The organism is Desulfosporosinus acidiphilus SJ4 (genome assembly GCF_000255115.2).
In the GTDB taxonomy this organism is placed as follows: domain Bacteria; phylum Bacillota; class Desulfitobacteriia; order Desulfitobacteriales; family Desulfitobacteriaceae; genus Desulfosporosinus; species Desulfosporosinus acidiphilus.
This window is the reverse complement of the sequence record NC_018068.1, coordinates 3627625-3645459: the sequence shown is the minus strand read 5'-3', so window position 1 is coordinate 3645459 and position 17835 is coordinate 3627625. Positions and strand designations below refer to the sequence as shown.

18 protein-coding genes are annotated in these 17835 nt (G+C 45.7%); 16 read left to right on the top strand and 2 right to left on the bottom strand.

The genetic code is table 11. The features are described from left to right. Positions 1–3: 3 nt before the first annotated feature. Both DESACI_RS16680 and DESACI_RS16675 read right to left on the bottom strand, forming a co-directional pair. Positions 4–1566 carry a nickel-dependent hydrogenase large subunit gene (locus DESACI_RS16680; RefSeq protein ID WP_014828375.1) on the bottom strand — a complete coding sequence of 521 codons (1563 nt, stop codon included), beginning with the start codon at positions 1564–1566 and terminating at the stop codon, positions 4–6. Position 1567: 1 nt separating this feature from the next. Then, on the bottom strand, positions 1568–2668 hold the full coding sequence (locus DESACI_RS16675) for a hydrogenase small subunit (RefSeq protein ID WP_014828374.1): 1101 nt from the start codon (positions 2666–2668) through the stop codon (positions 1568–1570). 319 nt (positions 2669–2987) lie between these two features. Between DESACI_RS16675 and hypF the strand changes: the two genes are divergently transcribed. The 16 genes from hypF (at position 2988) to DESACI_RS16595 (ending at position 17738) form a co-directional block, all read left to right on the top strand. Further along, positions 2988–5279, top strand: a complete 2292-nt coding sequence (hypF, locus tag DESACI_RS16670) for a carbamoyltransferase HypF (protein WP_041276584.1) — start codon at positions 2988–2990, stop codon at positions 5277–5279. A gap of 2 nt (positions 5280–5281) precedes the next feature. After that, on the top strand, positions 5282–5512 hold the full coding sequence (locus DESACI_RS16665; RefSeq protein WP_014828372.1) for a HypC/HybG/HupF family hydrogenase formation chaperone: 231 nt from the start codon (positions 5282–5284) through the stop codon (positions 5510–5512). Beyond that, positions 5490–6587 carry a hydrogenase formation protein HypD gene (hypD, locus tag DESACI_RS16660; RefSeq protein WP_014828371.1) on the top strand — a complete coding sequence of 366 codons (1098 nt, stop codon included), beginning with the start codon at positions 5490–5492 and terminating at the stop codon, positions 6585–6587. The genes DESACI_RS16665 and hypD overlap by 23 nt, the downstream gene beginning before the upstream one ends. Continuing rightward, a complete protein-coding gene (gene hypE, locus DESACI_RS16655; RefSeq protein WP_014828370.1) occupies positions 6587–7579 on the top strand; it encodes a hydrogenase expression/formation protein HypE in 993 nt (330 codons plus the stop codon). Before hypD ends, hypE begins: the two co-directional genes overlap by 1 nt. Before the next feature lie 19 nt (positions 7580–7598). Further along, complete coding sequence (locus DESACI_RS16650) at positions 7599–8018, top strand: DUF3842 family protein (protein ID WP_014828369.1); 420 nt, start codon at positions 7599–7601, stop codon at positions 8016–8018. 229 nt (positions 8019–8247) lie between these two features. Next, positions 8248–9171 carry a cysteine synthase A gene (gene cysK, locus DESACI_RS16645; RefSeq protein WP_014828368.1) on the top strand — a complete coding sequence of 308 codons (924 nt, stop codon included), beginning with the start codon at positions 8248–8250 and terminating at the stop codon, positions 9169–9171. 108 nt (positions 9172–9279) lie between these two features. After that, the gene (locus DESACI_RS16640) at positions 9280–10032 is read left to right on the top strand and encodes a YebC/PmpR family DNA-binding transcriptional regulator (RefSeq protein ID WP_014828367.1); all 753 of its coding nucleotides are present in this window, start codon (positions 9280–9282) and stop codon (positions 10030–10032) included. Between the two features lie 86 nt (positions 10033–10118). Further along, positions 10119–10484 (top strand): hypothetical protein, encoded by a 366-nt coding sequence (locus DESACI_RS16635; protein WP_014828366.1) that lies wholly within the window; start codon positions 10119–10121, stop codon positions 10482–10484. Between the two features lie 69 nt (positions 10485–10553). Further along, on the top strand, positions 10554–11051 hold the full coding sequence (gene ruvC, locus DESACI_RS16630; RefSeq protein WP_014828365.1) for a crossover junction endodeoxyribonuclease RuvC: 498 nt from the start codon (positions 10554–10556) through the stop codon (positions 11049–11051). After that, a complete protein-coding gene (ruvA, locus tag DESACI_RS16625; RefSeq protein ID WP_014828364.1) occupies positions 11048–11650 on the top strand; it encodes a Holliday junction branch migration protein RuvA in 603 nt (200 codons plus the stop codon). The genes ruvC and ruvA overlap by 4 nt, the downstream gene beginning before the upstream one ends. A 32-nt stretch (positions 11651–11682) precedes the next feature. Then, positions 11683–12711 carry a Holliday junction branch migration DNA helicase RuvB gene (gene ruvB / locus DESACI_RS16620; protein ID WP_049804074.1) on the top strand — a complete coding sequence of 343 codons (1029 nt, stop codon included), beginning with the start codon at positions 11683–11685 and terminating at the stop codon, positions 12709–12711. Positions 12712–12755: 44 nt separating this feature from the next. Further along, complete coding sequence (locus DESACI_RS16615) at positions 12756–14120, top strand: SpoIID/LytB domain-containing protein (RefSeq protein ID WP_014828362.1); 1365 nt, start codon at positions 12756–12758, stop codon at positions 14118–14120. Positions 14121–14145: 25 nt separating this feature from the next. Continuing rightward, positions 14146–15168: a tRNA preQ1(34) S-adenosylmethionine ribosyltransferase-isomerase QueA gene (gene queA, locus DESACI_RS16610; protein ID WP_014828361.1), complete on the top strand. Its 1023-nt coding sequence runs from the start codon at positions 14146–14148 to the stop codon at positions 15166–15168. 34 nt (positions 15169–15202) lie between these two features. Further along, positions 15203–16327: a tRNA guanosine(34) transglycosylase Tgt gene (gene tgt, locus DESACI_RS16605; protein ID WP_014828360.1), complete on the top strand. Its 1125-nt coding sequence runs from the start codon at positions 15203–15205 to the stop codon at positions 16325–16327. A 102-nt stretch (positions 16328–16429) separates the two neighbouring features. Further along, positions 16430–16831, top strand: coding sequence for a preprotein translocase subunit YajC (gene yajC, locus DESACI_RS16600; RefSeq protein ID WP_014828359.1), 402 nt, complete (start codon positions 16430–16432; stop codon positions 16829–16831). A 211-nt stretch (positions 16832–17042) separates the two neighbouring features. Further along, positions 17043–17738 (top strand): HD domain-containing protein, encoded by a 696-nt coding sequence (locus tag DESACI_RS16595; RefSeq protein ID WP_427846753.1) that lies wholly within the window; start codon positions 17043–17045, stop codon positions 17736–17738. The last annotated feature ends 97 nt before the right edge of the window (positions 17739–17835 follow it).

Genomic DNA, 17835 nt, shown 5'->3' with positions numbered 1-17835 from the left:
TTTCTACCAACCGATCCGGAATTTCTTTACATCATTTGTCACAGGATCGATGAGGTGAATTGCGCATGCCAGGCATGGGTCATAAGAACGAGCAACTCTGACGATGTTTGCAGGGTTTTCAAGGTCGGGAACGGGTACCCCGATTAAAGCTTGTTCGAAAGGTCCGCGAACTCCTTTATCATCTCTGGGCGAGAAGTTCCAAGTGGTGGGTACTACCATCTGATAGTTTTCGATTTTGTGATCTTTAACTTTAACGAAGTGTCCTAAGGCTCCTCTGGGTGCTTCAGTTAAGCCTGCGCCTTGCCCGGTGGCAGGAGCTTCCCAGTGATCGGTATCATGGATGCGGAAATTAGAGCCCATTTCTTTTTCTAACGCATCAAGCCAAGTTAACATATCTTTAGCAAGGAGGAGGGTCTCATAGGCACGTGCTGCGTGACGCGCAACTGCTCCGGGTTTAATGTTGTATTTAGTGATAATATCCATGAGTCCTTTTGGCTGCATTACAAGCATGCGGGCAAGAGGTCCCACTTCCATAGGCTTTCCGTCGTAGCGAGGCGCCTTTACGAAGGAATAAGCGTCCTTTTTATCAAGGTCAGGAACAGTATCCTCGGTATAAGGTGTTTTGCCGTTGGCACTGGGCTTATACCATGAGTATTGTACATCTTCAGTGATCTTGCTTTCGTCAACAGGCAAGATCTTGCTCAAGTCGCCGTCCATAACAATGCCGGGTTTCAGGAATAGGTCTTTGCCGGCGTCATCCTTAGCAAAGGCGCCATAGGACAAGAAATTAACTGCACCCGCTCCGCCAACGCCTGCTTGAGCTAAAGGCAGCAAAGGTCCGGTACCAAAAGTTAACACATCTTGCAGGTATACTTTTTCAATAAAATCTATTTGCTCAAGAAGCATTGAGCGATATTGTTCAACAACTTCAATACTTGGCAGTATCGTTACTCCACCCACAACAATTGAGGATTGGTGTGGCTGTTTGCCGGCAAACAAGGCCGACATCTTCTTTGCTTTAGCTTGCATTTCTAAGGCCTTGAGATAGTGGGCAACTGCCATCGTTACTAATTCAGGGTCTTTGACACTGAATTCATCGGGTTTATAACGCGGCGTCAAAGGTGCAGTATCTCCAGCGGCGGCCAGTTTTACTATTTTATCTTTAACAGCTAAGAGAGCCGGGTCTTTGCCTTGGTATTGGGCAACGGCCATAACATCTAAATAATCCAGTGCACTAAGATGATAAAAATGTAAGGGATGATCGTGCAGCCACATGGCGCCTATTATGAGATTGCGGATAAGACGTCCTCCAGCCGGAACGCTAGCACCGAAGGCTTTATCTAATGCCTGAGAGGAGGCCCAGCCGTGGGAACCGGCACAAACGCCGCAAACACGCTCAGTCACATAGGTGGCATCCCGAGGATCTTTTCCGCGCAGCATTGCTTCAATTCCCCGGTACATGGTGCCTACAACATGTGCATCGGAAATTTTGCCATTTTCAACTTCAACTTCTACCTTTAGGTGTCCTTCTATTCGTGTTAAGGGATCGACAACAATTTTTGTCATCTTATAAATCCTCCTTGTGGTCGTGGCCTTGATTATGTCCGTGACCTTGGTTAGTCAGTCTTCCGCTGGCAGCAGTAGCAATTAGGTGAACTCCGAGACCTATAGCGGCGGCCCCTCCAATGACAGCTCCAACCGTATCGGTATTAACTTGACCTATGCCTGGAAGTTTGAAATTTTCCTGTTTTGCATATAAGGGTGTGAATTCCTTATAGAAACTTTTCTCGGAACAACCGGAACAGGGAGAACCGGCATTGATACAGAAGTTAGCATTGTCATTCCACCATACTTGAGCACAGTCCGTGAATGTCTTCGGTCCTTTGCATCCTTTTAGAAGCAGGCAATATTCCTTTTGAGCCGGGTTATTCCAATCCGTGAGGAACTCTCCGTTTTCGAAATGACCGCGGCGAGGGCAGTTGTCATGTAATAATGTACCATAGAAGGCTACAGGACGATTTTGCGAGTCAAGTGGCGGAACCTTCTGATAAGTGAGATAATAGAGGATCGTGCCGATAAGGGTGGTTGGTTTAACCGGGCAGCAGGGAAGATTGATAAGGGGAGTTGTAATACCCTCAGCTTTAAGTATCTCAGAAACTCCCACAGCTCCTGTTGCGCAGGCTCCGGGGATTCCGGCGCCTTCGGAAGCGCAGCTTCCGATAGCGATAATGGCTTGAGCCTTTTTAGAGGCTTCGATAAGTGTTTTACGGAAGGGCTTTCCTCCGACCATGCAGTAACGATCTTCCTGAGCGGGAGTAGAACCTTCAACGACGAGTATGAATTTATCTTTGAGTGCGTCTTGATAGGCTTCTTCAGCAGTATTTCCAGATCCGGCCATAATTGTTTCATGGTACCGGATTGAGATCATGTCAAGAACGAGTTCGGCAGCTGAGGGATTTAACGTTGCGATGGTTGATTCCGTACATCCAGTACAATCCATTCCTTCCAACCAAATAACCGGGGGCTTCTTAATTGCTTGTTCCATAGCTGAAGCTGCTTGGGGTACGAATAATTCGGGTAATCCAAGCGCGGCTGTTGTTGCGCCAATTAACTTCATGAAATCACGCCGAGAAACCCCTTTGACTTTGAGTAGATCGAAATTCCCCATAATTTGATGAACACCTCCTAAATATGTCTTGTCCCCTTTTTTGACACGGGTAAAAAATAGAAATTTCTTAATTATTATCTATTCGAGATAAGCTATTTTTTTCCTGCTTGTGTTTAACAATTATTCAGAATTAAGTAGAATAAAGTGCAAAAATAGTTTTTTCTAAATTATTTTATTTGTTAAAAGACTTGTAGAATAGGGAGTACGACGTGTAAAATAAGGGGGTTATCAGAAGTTTGGTCGACATTATTGATCAAATTCTGCATTAATTACTAAACAGTAGGTTTTTATGAAGAAATCAGAAAGCTGGAAGAAGGAAATGACCCTAAATGCGAAGAAAATATATTTAAATGGAATTGTCCAAGGAGTGGGTTTTCGTCCTTTCGTATTTAAACTTGCTGAGGAATTAGACATTAAAGGATGGGTCAATAATTCGAGCAAGGGTGTGACTATTCATGCCGAGGGGGAATCTCTTGATGTTTTCTTTCAGCGTTTGCTTTCCGATGCACCGCCGTTAGCCAAAATATTATCGATTCGATCTGAAGAAGCCAGAGCGGAGAGTTACGAATCTTTTAAGATCACTCAAAGCGAAGCTCAACAGGAAGCGGACGTTTTAATCTCTCCTGATGTTGCTACTTGCCAGGATTGTTTGCAAGACATGGCGGAAGAGAACAACCGTCGTTTTGAGTATCCTTTTACTAATTGTACAAATTGCGGACCACGCTATACGATTATTCGTGATGTGCCTTATGACCGTGCCCAAACAACCATGTCAACGTTTCCTATGTGTGAAGCTTGTGGAGAGGAATATCAAAATCCCCGGGACCGGCGTTTTCATGCCCAGCCAGTTGCCTGTAAAAATTGCGGACCGAAGGTTAAGCTGCTTGATAGTTCAGGTCAGCAGCTTTCCGGGATTGGCATTGAACAATTGCTTCAGGGAGGGATTCTTGCAGTAAAGGGACTCGGCGGATTTCATCTGGTTTGTGATGCTCGCAACGAACAGGCAATAGAACGTTTGCGCAAGCGCAAAGAACGGGGAGCCAAACCCTTTGCTCTTATGGCCAGATCCATAGAAAAAGCACGTAAAGAAGTGAAAATAGAAAATAAACAAGAGGAATTATTACTAAGCCCGGCTGCTCCCATCGTGATTTTGGAGCGTGTTCAAAACTTTTCTTCATCATTGCCGGAGAACATTGCTCCCGGTATTCATACCCTTGGAGTGATGCTGCCCTATACGCCGCTTCACCATCTTCTTTTTAAAGGGCCTTATGATTTTCTCATCGTAACCAGCGCCAATCTCAGCGGTCGCCCTTTGATCTATAGGAATGAGGAGGCTTTGACAGCTCTGCAAGGTATCGCTGATTATTTTTTAGTACACGACCGGGAGATATATCATCCTTGCGACGATTCGGTGGTACAAGTCATAGGAGAGGAACCGGTTTTTTTACGCAGGGCCAGAGGTTATGTGCCCTTGCCGATTGTGCTGACGTCTTCTCGCTTTAAGAAACCACTCTTGGGAGTCGGCGGGGATTTAAAGAATGCTTTCTGTTTAGCACATAATCAACGCGCTTTTTTAAGTCAGTATCTCGGGGACTTGGAAGGTTTCGAGACAATGGAGCGCTTTCAACAGGAATTGGAATCCTTCCAACGGGTCGTCAACATCACCCCTTCTGTCATAGCCCACGATAAACATCCTAATTATTATTCAACGAGATTTGCTCAAGAGGAGGACTATCCCAAATTGCCGGTTCAGCATCATCATGCTCATCTAGTGAGTGTCTTGGGAGAATGGAACATATCTGAACCTACTTTGGGAATTATTTGTGACGGGACAGGTTTTGGCAGCGATCATTGTATCTGGGGTTTTGAAGTTCTCTATGGAAATGCAGCAAGTTGCGAACGCCTGGGACATCTTGAGTATTTGCCGCTTCCCGGCGGAGATGCGGGGGTTAAACATCCTCTGCGCATTGCCTATGCTTACCTCAAAACGCTTCTTGCAGAGGAAGATTGGCTGAAAACGCTGCCTTTATGGAAGTCTTTTTCCCAGAATGAACGCCAAATTTTAGATCGCCAGTTAGAAAAGAAGATTCAAGTTTTTCAGACTTCCAGTGCGGGTCGACTCTTTGATGCAGTCAGCGGTTTGATGGGGATTTGTACTGAGGTGACTTATGAAGGACAAGCCGCTATCGAATTAGAGAGCGAAGCAGCAAGATTTTTTAAACAATCATTGTCTGAGAGCACCGACGGCAGAGCAGAGGTGATTTCAGAGTATCCGTTTGAATTAAGAACAGAGGAGGGCGAATATATTCTTGGAGTTGCACCGCTTTTTAAATCAATGGTGCTGGACTTGACGCAAGGGATATCTCGCGGAAAAATTGCCTATCGTTTTCACCTGACTATGGCACGAGCTATCGCAGAGCTGGCCAAGAAATTTCAAAAGGAAGGTTTTCTTGCCTTAAGCGGTGGAGTGTTCCAAAATAAACTTCTGACAGAGTTAGTTCTTCAGAACTTAGAAACTACAAATCTCAAAGTCATACGTTCTCGGACCTTGCCGCCAGGAGACGGCGGGCTGGCTTTCGGACAAGTATTAATTGCAAACGAGGTGTTATAAAAATGTGTTTAGCCATTCCAGCTAAGATTGTCTCAATTGACGGTATCATCGCCAAGGTGGATATGATGGGAAATGAACGAATTGTCAGTATTGATTTGGTTCCGGAGGTCAGGATTGGCGAATATGTTTTAGTTCATGCAGGGTTTGCTATTGGGGTTATTGATGATCAGAGCGCCAAAGAAACTGAAGAATTATTGCTGGAGGTTGCCGATGCCTATGAAGAAGGGGAGTAAGGAGGTATTAGCTAAGGCAGAAGAGTATCTTGCGGAGATACAGGCCTTAGCCGTCAAGCCTTTTACAATTATGGAAGTCTGCGGAACTCATACAGTGGCTATCGCTAAAAATGCCTTAAGGGAGTTGCTGCCGCCAACGGTCCGCTTAATCTCCGGTCCGGGATGTCCTGTATGTGTAACAGACAGCAGTGACATTGATCGCTATTTGCATCTGGCTGCTCAACCTAATGTTATCACTACAACCTTTGGTGATATGATCAGAGTTCCCGGCAGTGATAAGAATTTGCAGGCCTTAAAGGCAGAAGGTGCCGATGTTCGGGTCGTATATTCAACCCAGGATGCGCTGGAAATTGCCAAGAAGAACCCTGAGAAGGACGTTGTTTTTCTGGGAGTGGGTTTTGAAACTACTACTCCCACAGTAGCTGTCAGCTTGGATATCGCTAAGCGAGAAGGGATTAACAATTACAGCGTTCTGTCAATGCATAAGGTTGTTCCTCCCGTTTTAAGGCTATTGGCAGAAGATAAGGAACTGGAAGTGGACGCGTTTCTGGATCCCGGACATGTCTGTGCCATTATTGGAACGAAACCAATAGAATTTATGGCTGAAGAATTCGGCAAACCGGGGGTTGTGACAGGATTTGAGGCTCTGGACATTTTAGAGGCTGTTGTAATGCTGCTTCGCCAGCGACAGCAGGGACGTTCGGAAATCGAAATTCAATATCGCCGAGTTGCCAAGGTGGAAGGTAACCCTCACGCTCAAATGATTGTGCAGAAGGTTTTTGAACCGGTGGATGCCTCCTGGAGAGGAATGGGGCTGATTCCGAAAAGTGGCTTGGGAATTCGGGAGGAGTATGCTTCTTGGGATGCAGCTCGCAAATTTTCCTTACCGGTTTTCCATTCGCCTGAGACACCAGGGTGTCAATGCGGCGAAGTTTTGAAAGGACGAATTTATCCTACTCAATGTGCCTTATTTGGTAAACGCTGTACGCCTCTTAAACCCGTTGGGCCCTGTATGGTCTCTTCAGAAGGGTCTTGCGCAGCTTATTACCGATATTTTCAAAGGAGCGATGATTAATGGAACGCATTTTGATGGCCCATGGAAGCGGCGGACGGCTTAGCCACGAATTAATCACCTCTCTTTTTCAAAAGTATTTAGGGAATTCTTTTTTGAATCAAATGAATGACGCAACAATACTGCCGGGGCAGGAGCAACTGGCCATAACGACAGATTCCTTTGTGGTTTCCCCTTTGTTTTTTCGCGGAGGAAATATCGGCAGACTGGCAGTATGCGGAACAGTCAATGATCTAGCGGTAAGCGGCGCGGCCCCTATGTTTTTATCCTTAGCGTTAATTTTGGAGGAGGGCTTACCGATTGCGGAACTGGAGCAAATTATTCAGAGCATAGCAGAAACTGCTAAGGAAGCCAATATTGCTATTGTCTGCGGTGATACCAAAGTCGTGGAACGGGGAAGTGCCGACAAGTTGTTTATAAATACAACAGGCATAGGCTATGTCTCTCGCACGTTAGTTAATCCTCAGCAAATTCAGCCAGGAGATGTGATACTTGTCACCGGAACAATCGGAGATCATGAGATTGCTATTTTGTCAGAACGTGAAGGACTTGAGTTTGAAACCCCGGTGACTAGCGACTGTGCGCCTCTCAACGGCCTTATTGATTGTTTTTTTCAAACAGGGGTAAAATGTATGCGTGACCCCACCCGGGGCGGGGTAGCAACCACCTTAAATGAATTAGCTCAACAAGGGGGAGTATGCATGCTTTTGGATGAAGAGGCCCTGCCAATCCTGCCAGGGGTAAAAGGAGCCTGCGATATGCTGGGACTTGACCCTCTTTACCTGGCTAATGAAGGTAAGGCTTTAGTCATTGTCAAACCTGAGGCAGCGGAGACAATCCTTCATAAAATGCATTCTCATCCCTTGGGTCAAGGAGCTGCCCAAATAGGGGTAGTTATGGAAGGAAAACCAGGACTTGTGCTCTTGAAAACTCCTCTTGGCGGGAAGCGAATCCTTGGCATGCTTGAAGGCGAGCACTTGCCGCGGATTTGTTAAGCAGACGGAGGAGGGTATTATGCGGATAGCTGTTATCGACGGGCAAGGCGGCGGAATTGGCAAACATATCGTAGAGCAGTTGCGTAAAGGAATTCCTGAGTTAGAAATTTTAGCGTTGGGAACCAACGCTTTAGCTACGGGAGCGATGCTGCGCGCCGGAGCAACTGAGGGAGCTTCCGGTGAATCGGCAATTTGCTATAACGCCGGGAGAGTAGATCTCATCGCCGGTTCAGTAGCTATAATTATGGTATATGGCTTGTTGGGAGAAATTACACCCGCTATGGCCGGTGCAATTTCCGACAGCAAAGCTGACAAGCTGCTCATTCCGATCCAACGCGGGAATGTTCATTTCATTGGGGTCCCGCGCACTCCGCTGCCCCATTTAATTGAGGCCTTGGTTAAGGACGTTGAAATGAGAGTTGCTGAAAGTATGCGCTAAATTATTCCATTCCCGTTTTTCCTATCCTAATTATTCTTGCTTATTTATTAAAAGAAAGGCGTTGTCACTCTACTGCAGTAGTGAAATGACAATGCTTTTGTCTATTTACAACCCATGTTGAGTCTTTAAGTTGAGTTTTTAAACGGGTCCTTACTTCTTGACTTGACAAACAACCATATGATTGGTACCATTAAAACACAGTAATTTGATATGAATTGGGGGATTTAAAATGCGAGTTGTAGATTCGATTATGGATTTGATTGGCCAAACGCCTTTAGTAAGGTTACAAAGAATAGTAAAACCGGGAATGGCAAATATTTATGTTAAGATGGAAGCCTTTAATCCCGGAGGGAGCATTAAAGACCGGATTGCCTTGGGCATGATCAAGGATGCCGAAGCACGAGGTACCCTTCGTCCCGGTGGGACCATCGTGGAACCGACCAGCGGAAACACTGGGATTGGCTTAGCCATGATTGCTGCTGCACGCGGCTATCGCCTGATTGTAGTCATGCCTGAAACGATGAGTATTGAGCGACGATTGCTAATGGCGGCTTATGGCGCAGAATTTGTACTGACTCCGGGGCCGGCAGGCATGAACGGCGCCATTGAAGAAGCTAAGCGGCTTGTAAGGGAAAACTCTGGTTATTTTATGCCGCAGCAATTTGAAAATCCGGCAAATCCGGAAGCCCATCGTAAAAGTACTGCTTTAGAGCTTTTAGATCAACTCAACCCGATTGATGCTTTTGTAGCCGGTATTGGCACCGGCGGGACGATCACAGGAGTTGGCGAGGTCTTAAAGGAACATCTGCCCAAGCTGAAAATTATTGGCGTAGAACCTGCGTCCTCGCCGGTGATCTCCGGGGGAAAAGCCGGACCTCATAAAATACAAGGAATCGGCGCCGGATTTGTGCCCAAGGTTCTGAATACAACAATTCTTGATCAGATTGTTACTGTTCAGAATGATGATGCTTTAGAGACGGCGCGAAAACTTGCCCGGGTCGAGGGGATGTTAGTGGGTATTTCCTCCGGAGCCGCCGTAAGTGCAGCGCTTCAAGCCGCAAGTGATTTAGGTGAAGGCAAAAACGTCGTCGTTGTTGCTCCCGATACCGGAGAGCGGTATTTAAGCACCGAACTTTTTGCCAATCGCAGCTAGTCTTGAGAAAATCTCAAACCATCGTCATTATTCGGAAGATTAAGGTCTTTACAAGGGAATTTGCCCTATGCTAAACTATTAAGCGGACTAGCATAAGGAGGAACATGTATGTCGGGACATTCAAAATGGGCAAACATTAAGCATAAAAAAGGCAAAGCAGATGCCCAAAAGGGAAAAATCTTTACTAAACTTGGACGAGAAATCGTCGTAGCTTCTCGAGCTTGTGGCGGGGACGTTAATAATTTTCGTTTAAAAATTGCCATAGAAAATGCTAAAGCAAATAATGTACCCAATGAAAATATTCAAAGGGCTATTCAGAAGGGAACCGGGGGCGCCGAAGGGTCAACTTATGAAGAATTGCGTTATGAAGGTTACGGTCCCGGCGGGGTCGCAGTCATGATTGATATTCTGACGGACAATCGTAATCGAACAGCGGGTGAGGTGCGTCATATTTTCTCCAAAAATGGCGGAAATATGGGTGAAACCGGGTGTGTTGGATGGATGTTCCAGGACAAGGGTCAGTTGACGATTCCCCGTGATGGACTTAAGTTGTCTGAGGATGATTTAATGATGATCGCCTTGGAAGCAGGGGCAGACGATTTAGAAGCGGATGCGGAGGAGTTTGTGATTTACACTTCACCGGAAGCTATGGAAGGTGTAAGCAAGGCGTTTGAGGAGCAGAACATCGTTGTCAGTGAATCGGTGCTCAGCCCGGTTGCCCAAAATACCATCGAAATTACCGATGCTGAACAAGCTCGCAAACTTGTTCATTTAATGGAGACCCTGGAAGATCATGACGATACCCAAGGGGTGTATTCTAATTTTGAATTATCTGAGGAACTGGCAGATCAAGAGTTTTAGATAATTTTATAATACACTATAACGATTAAATTATGCCCTCCTGGCAAGACTAGAGTAAAAAGGCAATGTCGGGAGGGTTTTTACTTATGTCTCGCTGGAAAACTATGAGTTTGGTACTTATTCTGGGTTTGGCAATCGGGGGCATTGTACCGTTTGCAACGTCATGGCTTTATGATAAGAAGTTTGCTTCTAATAAAAGCTATCTTAAAGATAGTACTTCCGTATCAACAAGCGCTCTTGGAGAGGGCGAATATCATTTTAGCCTTACTAACGATGTACTTACTGTTCTGGAGGGAAAACCTGGAACCAAGGGTAAGGTCATCATTACCGGTCTGGACGTGAAAACTTGGCCAAAGGCTATGCTGGATATGGCACCTACCGTTGAATTTCATTCCTTGGATGAAGTTCAGTCATTTATCGATACAGCCAATGAAGACTTTTGGCAAGAGTAAACCTTTATCTTAAGCCGAAAAGGAATCCTACGTCTTCTGTCGAAATTTAATGCAGAAAGGAAGACGCAGATGATTATTTTAGGGATTGATCCGGGAACTGCAATTATGGGTTATGGCCTCATTGAACAAAAAGGAAATCGCCTGAGGGCACTGAATTATTCATGTTGGCGCACGTCTGCTCATACACCTTTGGCAGAACGTTTACTGATACTTTACAATCAAATCTGTCCTTTTCTAAGGGAACATCACCCTGATCATATTGCCGTTGAGGAGCTCTTTTTCAACCGCAATACTACCACCGCCATATCTGTAGGGCAGGCCCGGGGGATTATCTTGTTAGCGGGGGCACAACAGAGCATTCCCATCTATGAATATACTCCCCTGCAAGTGAAACAATCGGTTGTAGGCTATGGAAGAGCTGAGAAACAGCAAGTTCAGCAAATGGTGAAGGGATTATTAGGTCTGGACAAGATTCCTAAGCCCGATGATACGGCTGATGCTTTAGCTATAGCGATTTGCCATGCCCACAGCTTCGCCTTAGAACGGAGAATGGAGGATTTCCGATGATAGGAATGTTGCGCGGGACAGTTTGGGAAATCCAAGCGGAACGTTTAGTGCTGGATGTCCAGGGAACTGGCTATTTGCTGACGGTACCAAGCGGTCTTTTAGCCAAGGTTTTTCCGGGTCAGAAACTTGTTCTTTATACTCATGTGGTGATGCGTGAGGATGATTTATCTCTTTATGGATTCATGTCCCTGGGGGAAAAACAACTATTTTTAGAGATGCTGGGTGTTTCGGGCATTGGTCCCAAGGCCGCCATATCGTTATTGTCCACCTTTGGAGCAGCACAGATAGAAAGTGCTATCGTTAGTGAAAATCTTAATCTCTTAACAAAGGTTCCAGGGATAGGAAAGAAAATTGCCCAACGCTTAATTTTAGAACTTAAAGAGAAGTTTAAAGGACTCTCCTTAGTTTCAAATAATCAGGAAACAACCATGGCTGATTTGAATCCGACCCAGCATTCCGATGCCCTTCAAACCTTGCTGGCTCTTGGCTTCGGCCTGGAGGAAGCCAGACGGGCCCTGGGTCACGCCGGAAAAGACGGAGGAGATTTACCCACGGAGGAGCAAGTGAAAAAAGCCTTGCGCAAGCTGGCGGGAGGTTGATCCTTTATATCGGATGAGAGGAGGGGCAAAAAATCGAAGAGCGTTTGGTAGCTCCGCAAGAACAACTTTCAGATCAAGAAGGGGAAGCTTTGCGCCCCAATCGAATGAAGGAATATATCGGGCAAAAAAAAGTTAAAGATAATCTCAGTATTTTTATCCAGGCTGCATCGACCCGGGGGGAAGCTTTAGACCACGTCTTATTATATGGTCCTCCCGGTTTGGGCAAGACGACTTTGGCTAATATCATCGCCTCGGAAATGGGTGTGAGTATCCGGACGACTTCCGGACCTGCCATTGAGCGGCCCGGCGACTTGGCGGCTATTTTAACAGCGTTGGAACCGCGGGATGTCTTGTTTATTGATGAGATTCATCGCTTAAATAGTTCGACAGAAGAAATCCTCTACTCTGCTATGGAGGATGGTTGTTTAGATATTGTGATCGGGAAAGGCCCCAGTGCCCGCTCGATTCGCCTCTCCTTACCGCCTTTTACATTGGTGGGGGCTACAACCCGTGCCGGTCAGTTAACCTCGCCCTTGCGGGATCGTTTTGGTGTTATCAGCAGACTCGAATTTTATGAAGTTGATGACTTAAAAAACATCATTCTGAGGGCAGCAAGCATCTTAAAGTTAGAAATAACCGATGAGGGTGCCGATGAAATTGCCCGTCGTTCGCGTGGTACTCCCCGAGTAGGAAATCGATTGTTAAAGCGGGTCAGAGATTTTGCCTTGGTGTGGGGAGATGGGATTGTAACACAGACCATTGCCCGGGACGCCCTCAATCGCTTAGAAGTTGATCCGGTAGGGTTGGATAATATCGACCAAAAAACATTAAGAACCATAATTGAAACATTTGCCGGAGGGCCCGTCGGCTTGGACACTTTAGCATCTACCATAGGAGAAGAGTCTGAGACCTTGGAGGATGTCGTAGAGCCCTTTCTCCTGCAGATGGGTTTCTTACAACGTACCCCCCGGGGGCGAATGGCAACGGCAAGGGCCTATCAACACTTCGGCTATGCTCTGCCGCAAAAATTCATGGCTGAAGAGGGCCGCCCAGGCATATAAGCAGGAAAAATGGGGTAATCTGAACACAGAAGGTGTGTGATGTCATGCTCTGGAGTGTTCGGCGCTGGCCTTTTTTATTGTTAATTGTTTTTGGGCTCATGGCGATTCAGGCCCAAACGTGCCAAGCCAAGGAAATTTCAGTTAAACTAGTCTGGAAGTTCGGACAAGCCGGATGGGTTGAAATTCAAGTTAGAGAAGGGTCCTATCAATTAGTTTGTGATGATAAGACGATAAATTTCCCTCAAGATTCTACTCTCCAAATTGGCTGGGGAGGGTGGAGTCCGATTTTGAGGATTAACCAGGGAGATTTTCAAACCTTAAAAGGAACTCGGCTGGAGATCAAGGGTGAAGAGAACGGCAGTCTCCGGGTTAGAACGCCGGATGGTAAGAAGGCAGTCTATCGCGGCAAACTGACCATGGATTGGCAAAGGGATCACTGGCAATTGATGAATCAACTGGACAGTGAAGACTATCTAAAGGGTGTTGTGCCCATTGAGATGAGTAATTCATGGGCTAAGTACGGTCTGGAGGCATTAAAAGCACAGGCTGTGGCGGCGAGGACTTATCTTATGAAGCAGACTCAGCATCGTGAAACTATCACGGATTCTCCGGATATTGACCAGGCTTATGCCGGTATGAATGTAGAAGGAGAAGCCTCTGCCGCCGTTGAGGCGACGCGGGGGAAGATCCTGGTTGACGGGCAAAGCGGTGAACCCATTGAAGCCTTGTATTCTGCCCATAGCGGAGGATATTCTGAAGATGCTAAGAATGTATGGGGAAATTCCGATATTCACAATGTAGCCCATCCTGATCCATTTTCTGACGAAATTGGAGGAGCAGCGGGCCGCTGGCATTTTGTTGTTTCTGCGCCGCAGTTGGGTTCCGCTTTTGGCTTAGGACCGATTAAAAAGGTGAAACTTGATAAATTTGTTTCCGGTCGGGTTAAAAACGTCATACTAACGGATAGCTTTGGCAACTCTTTATCCATCTCGGGCCGAAAATTTGTTCAGGCTTTTTATCCTTTTGGCCAAGAAATACAAGCGAATGCTTTTTTGGGGACATTATTTAAGACCTATAATTTTCCCACAAGCGAAATAGAAGCTAACTTTCGGGGTGTGCCCCCCTTGCTGGGGGTTTTAGATTACGGAAGGCTTAGAGATTCTTCGGAGCGATACCCGGCCAATTCAGGACCGCGTCTTTCCAAGATCGTCAGTTCTTCTTTAGGGGTTAGTCCGGTTCCTCAGCCCTACGGTGTTTTTATCTTTGAAGGAAGAGGCTGGGGTCACGGCGCAGGGATGTCTCAATGGGGAGCCTATCATATGGCGCAGTTGGGATATAGCTACGCAGATATTTTGCATTTCTACTATAGTAATGTGTCGATTGCAACAGCTGATGGAAATGGTGCTTAAGGCCATGATTTAAGGAGAAGATAGCGTGAATGTTTCGGAGTTCGATTTTGATTTGCCGGAGGAGTTAATTGCTCAACATCCGGTAGAGCCGCGGGATGCCTCGCGTTTAATGGTTGTGGACCGGCAGAGCGGTTCCCTAGAGCATCATTCCTTTCGCGATCTCCTTGCTCTTTTAGATGCAGGGGATGTACTGGTACTTAATAATACCCGGGTGATTCCTGCGCGTTTGATTGGCGAAAAAGAAGGTTCCCAAGCTAAAATGGAAGTCCTTCTTTTAAAACGCCTGGAACTCGATGTCTGGGAGGCGTTAGTCAAGCCGGGCAAGCGCTTAAAGGTCGGCCAAAATGTAACTTTTGGCAATGGCTTGCTTAGCTGTGAGCTGTTGGAAATCTTAGAAAATGGCAATCGAAAGATTCGATTTATATACACAGGAGTTTTTGAGACTATTTTGGATCAACTCGGAGAGATGCCTTTACCTCCGTATATTACTGTTCAATTAGAAGACCAAGAACGTTATCAGACCGTATATGCCAAAGAACGCGGTTCAGTTGCCGCCCCTACAGCCGGATTGCATTTTACTCCTGAGCTTATCAGTGATTTACAAGCGAAAGGCGTGGAGATTGTGGAGATTCTTCTCCATGTAGGTCTGGGAACCTTTCGGCCGGTAAAGGTAGAGAATGTTCAGGAACATGTTATGCATTCCGAATATTATCGAGTGGAAGCAGAGGCAGCAGAACGAATTAATCGGGCCAAACAGGAAGGGCGACGAGTAATTGCAGTGGGCACAACGGCTGCTCGGACGTTGGAGTCTGTGGGACGGCAGGGAAGGGTAATCCCTGGAGAGGGATGGACAGATATATTTATCTATCCGGGATATGCCTTCCAGATCGTGGACGCTCTTTTGACAAATTTCCATTTCCCTAAGTCCACTTTGGTGATGCTAGTCAGTGCTTTAGCGGGACGAGAGCTTATTCTACGGGCTTATAAGGTTGCAGTGGAGCAGAACTATCGATTCTATAGCTTTGGAGATGCTATGTTTATTCGTTAAATGAAAGTATCAGATTGAGAAGGAAGTGAAAGGTTTGGCAGCAGTCCATTTGGAAATACTTAAAGAAGATTCTCGAACAAAGGCGCGCTTAGGAAAATTACATACCCCACACGGGGTTATCGATACGCCTGTTTTTATGCCGGTGGGAACACAAGGTACCGTGAAAGCAATGACTCCGGAGGAAATTCGGGAGGTTGGAGCCGGAATTATCTTAAGTAATACCTATCATCTTTTTTTGCGGCCAGGGCAGGAATTAATCCGTGAAGCAGGCGGGCTTCATCGTTTTATGAATTGGGATGGGGCGATTTTAACCGACAGCGGCGGGTTTCAGGTATTTAGCTTAGGAGATTTGCGGACAATCCAGGAAAGCGGTGTAGAATTCCGTTCTCATATCGATGGATCACGACAATTTTTAAGCCCAGAAATTGCAACTCAGATGCAAATGACCATAGGTTCAGATATTGTGATGGCGTTTGATGAATGTGCACCTTATCCCAGTACCCGTGAGTATGTCAAGAATTCCTTAGAAAGGACAACGCGTTGGTTAAAGCGCTGCAAAGAGACCTTGACCACCACAGAGACTCAGGCTTTGTTTGGCATCGTCCAAGGAGGCATGTATGAGGATCTGCGCCGCCAAAGTGCCGCCGAGATTACGGAGCTGGATCTTCCCGGTTATGCCATTGGCGGATTGAGTGTGGGAGAACCAAAAGAACTCATGTATGAGGTTTTAGACTATACAGTACCACTTCTGCCCCGAGAAAAACCACGCTACCTCATGGGAGTCGGGTCACCGGACGCAATTATTGAAGGGGTTATGCGAGGAGTAGATATGTTTGACTGTGTTCTCCCTACAAGGATTGCCAGAAACGGAACTGCCATGACGCGCTTTGGCAAGGTTATTGTTCGCAATGCCGGTTCTGCTCATGATTTTGGTCCGATAGACCCCACTTGCGACTGCTATGCCTGCCGAAACTATTCCAGAGCTTATATAAGGCATTTACTCAAAGCAGAAGAAATACTGGGACTTCGTTTAATGACGATACACAATTTAAGATATCTCCAAAATCTAATGCGGGAGATTAGAGATGCCATTCGGGAAGATCGTTTGCCGGAATATCGTCAAAAATGTTTTGCCGATTATGGGTATGAGTACGAATAGGCAATTAAAGCAAGTGAGTTTTTATTCGTGAATCCAAGAGAAGGATTTTTGCCATAACATAGGGAATATGTACCAAGAATAAATTAAGGGGGATTTTAAAAAATGAATCAGTCGACCATGTCTTTAGTCCTTTATTTTGTTGTCTTTTTCGGTATTATGTATTTTCTGATGATTAGACCACAGCAAAAACAAGCAAAACAGCGGCAAGCGCTGCTCGCTGGGATGCGTGTAAGAGATCGTGTCTTAACTTCCGGCGGAATTTATGGCAAGATCACAAAAGTAAAAGATAATTCCGTGATGCTGCAAATTGCCGACAAAGTAGAGATTGAAGTTGCAAAATCAGCAATAACAAGTGTTGAGAATCGGGACATTAATGCTGAGGATCCTAAAAAGAACGCTAAAAAGAACGACAAGAACGACAAGAACGATAAGACGAATAACAAAGAAATCAATCTGGAAAAAGAAGATTCACAGCCCAATGATTCTGAAAAGGAAAACGCCTAACTCTTTGAGTCCTTGGGTATACTGATAAATCTCACTTGAACAATTGGATAAAAGCAAGTGGCGGCCCCACTTGTTTTTTACACTGTCAGAAAGTATAACTTTCGGTTGTATACCGCAAGAAGAATTAATACGTGCGAAGCCAGTGTCTTCGGACGCCCGCCAAGTTTTTTTTACACTTCCTGAAAGAAATAAGAAGACGAAACGAATTCTCATGATTTATGCTCGCCGGCAGGAGGAGATTGTTTTGCCAAGGGTTACATTGCTGGATATAAAAGGAGATCCTTATGTACACAGTCTGATAGAAGCAGGGAACAGACATCTTGCGGCAATTGGATATACCGAGCATGGCCTAAGGCATGTCGGTCTTGTTTCCCATATTGCTTCGAATATATTAGAGAAAATGGAACATACTGAACGAGAGTGCGAATTGGCTGCCATCGCCGGTTATCTTCATGATATCGGGAATGCAGTTAACCGAGTTTCTCATGCTCAAACAGGAGCGATCTTAGCTACAAGCATCCTGCAAAGACACGGTATGAACCCCGAAGAAATTGCCGTAATTATCGGAGCGATTGGCAATCACGACGAAACTGACGGGAATCCGGTCAATAATATATCCGCAGCCTTGATCCTAGCCGATAAATCAGATGTGCACCGTTCTCGAGTTCGAAATTTGGACTTATCTACATTTGATATTCATGACAGAGTCAATTATGCTGTGGAAAAATCGTTTCTGCGCGTTTATCCTCAAGAACGGGTGGCTTTGGAATTAACCATTGACACTGAGATTTGCCCAGTTATGGAGTATTTCGAAATCTTTCTGGCACGAATGTTATTATGCCGCAAAGCTGCAGGATTTCTCAATACGAAGTTCGAACTGAAAATTAATGAGGTTAAACTACTGTAATTTTTACTGGGGATCCCAGTGTTCTTTCTCAGATTGACATGGGAATCCTGAAGGTTTTATAATGAGGATTGGCATGGGCAAGTCCCATTCATACTAA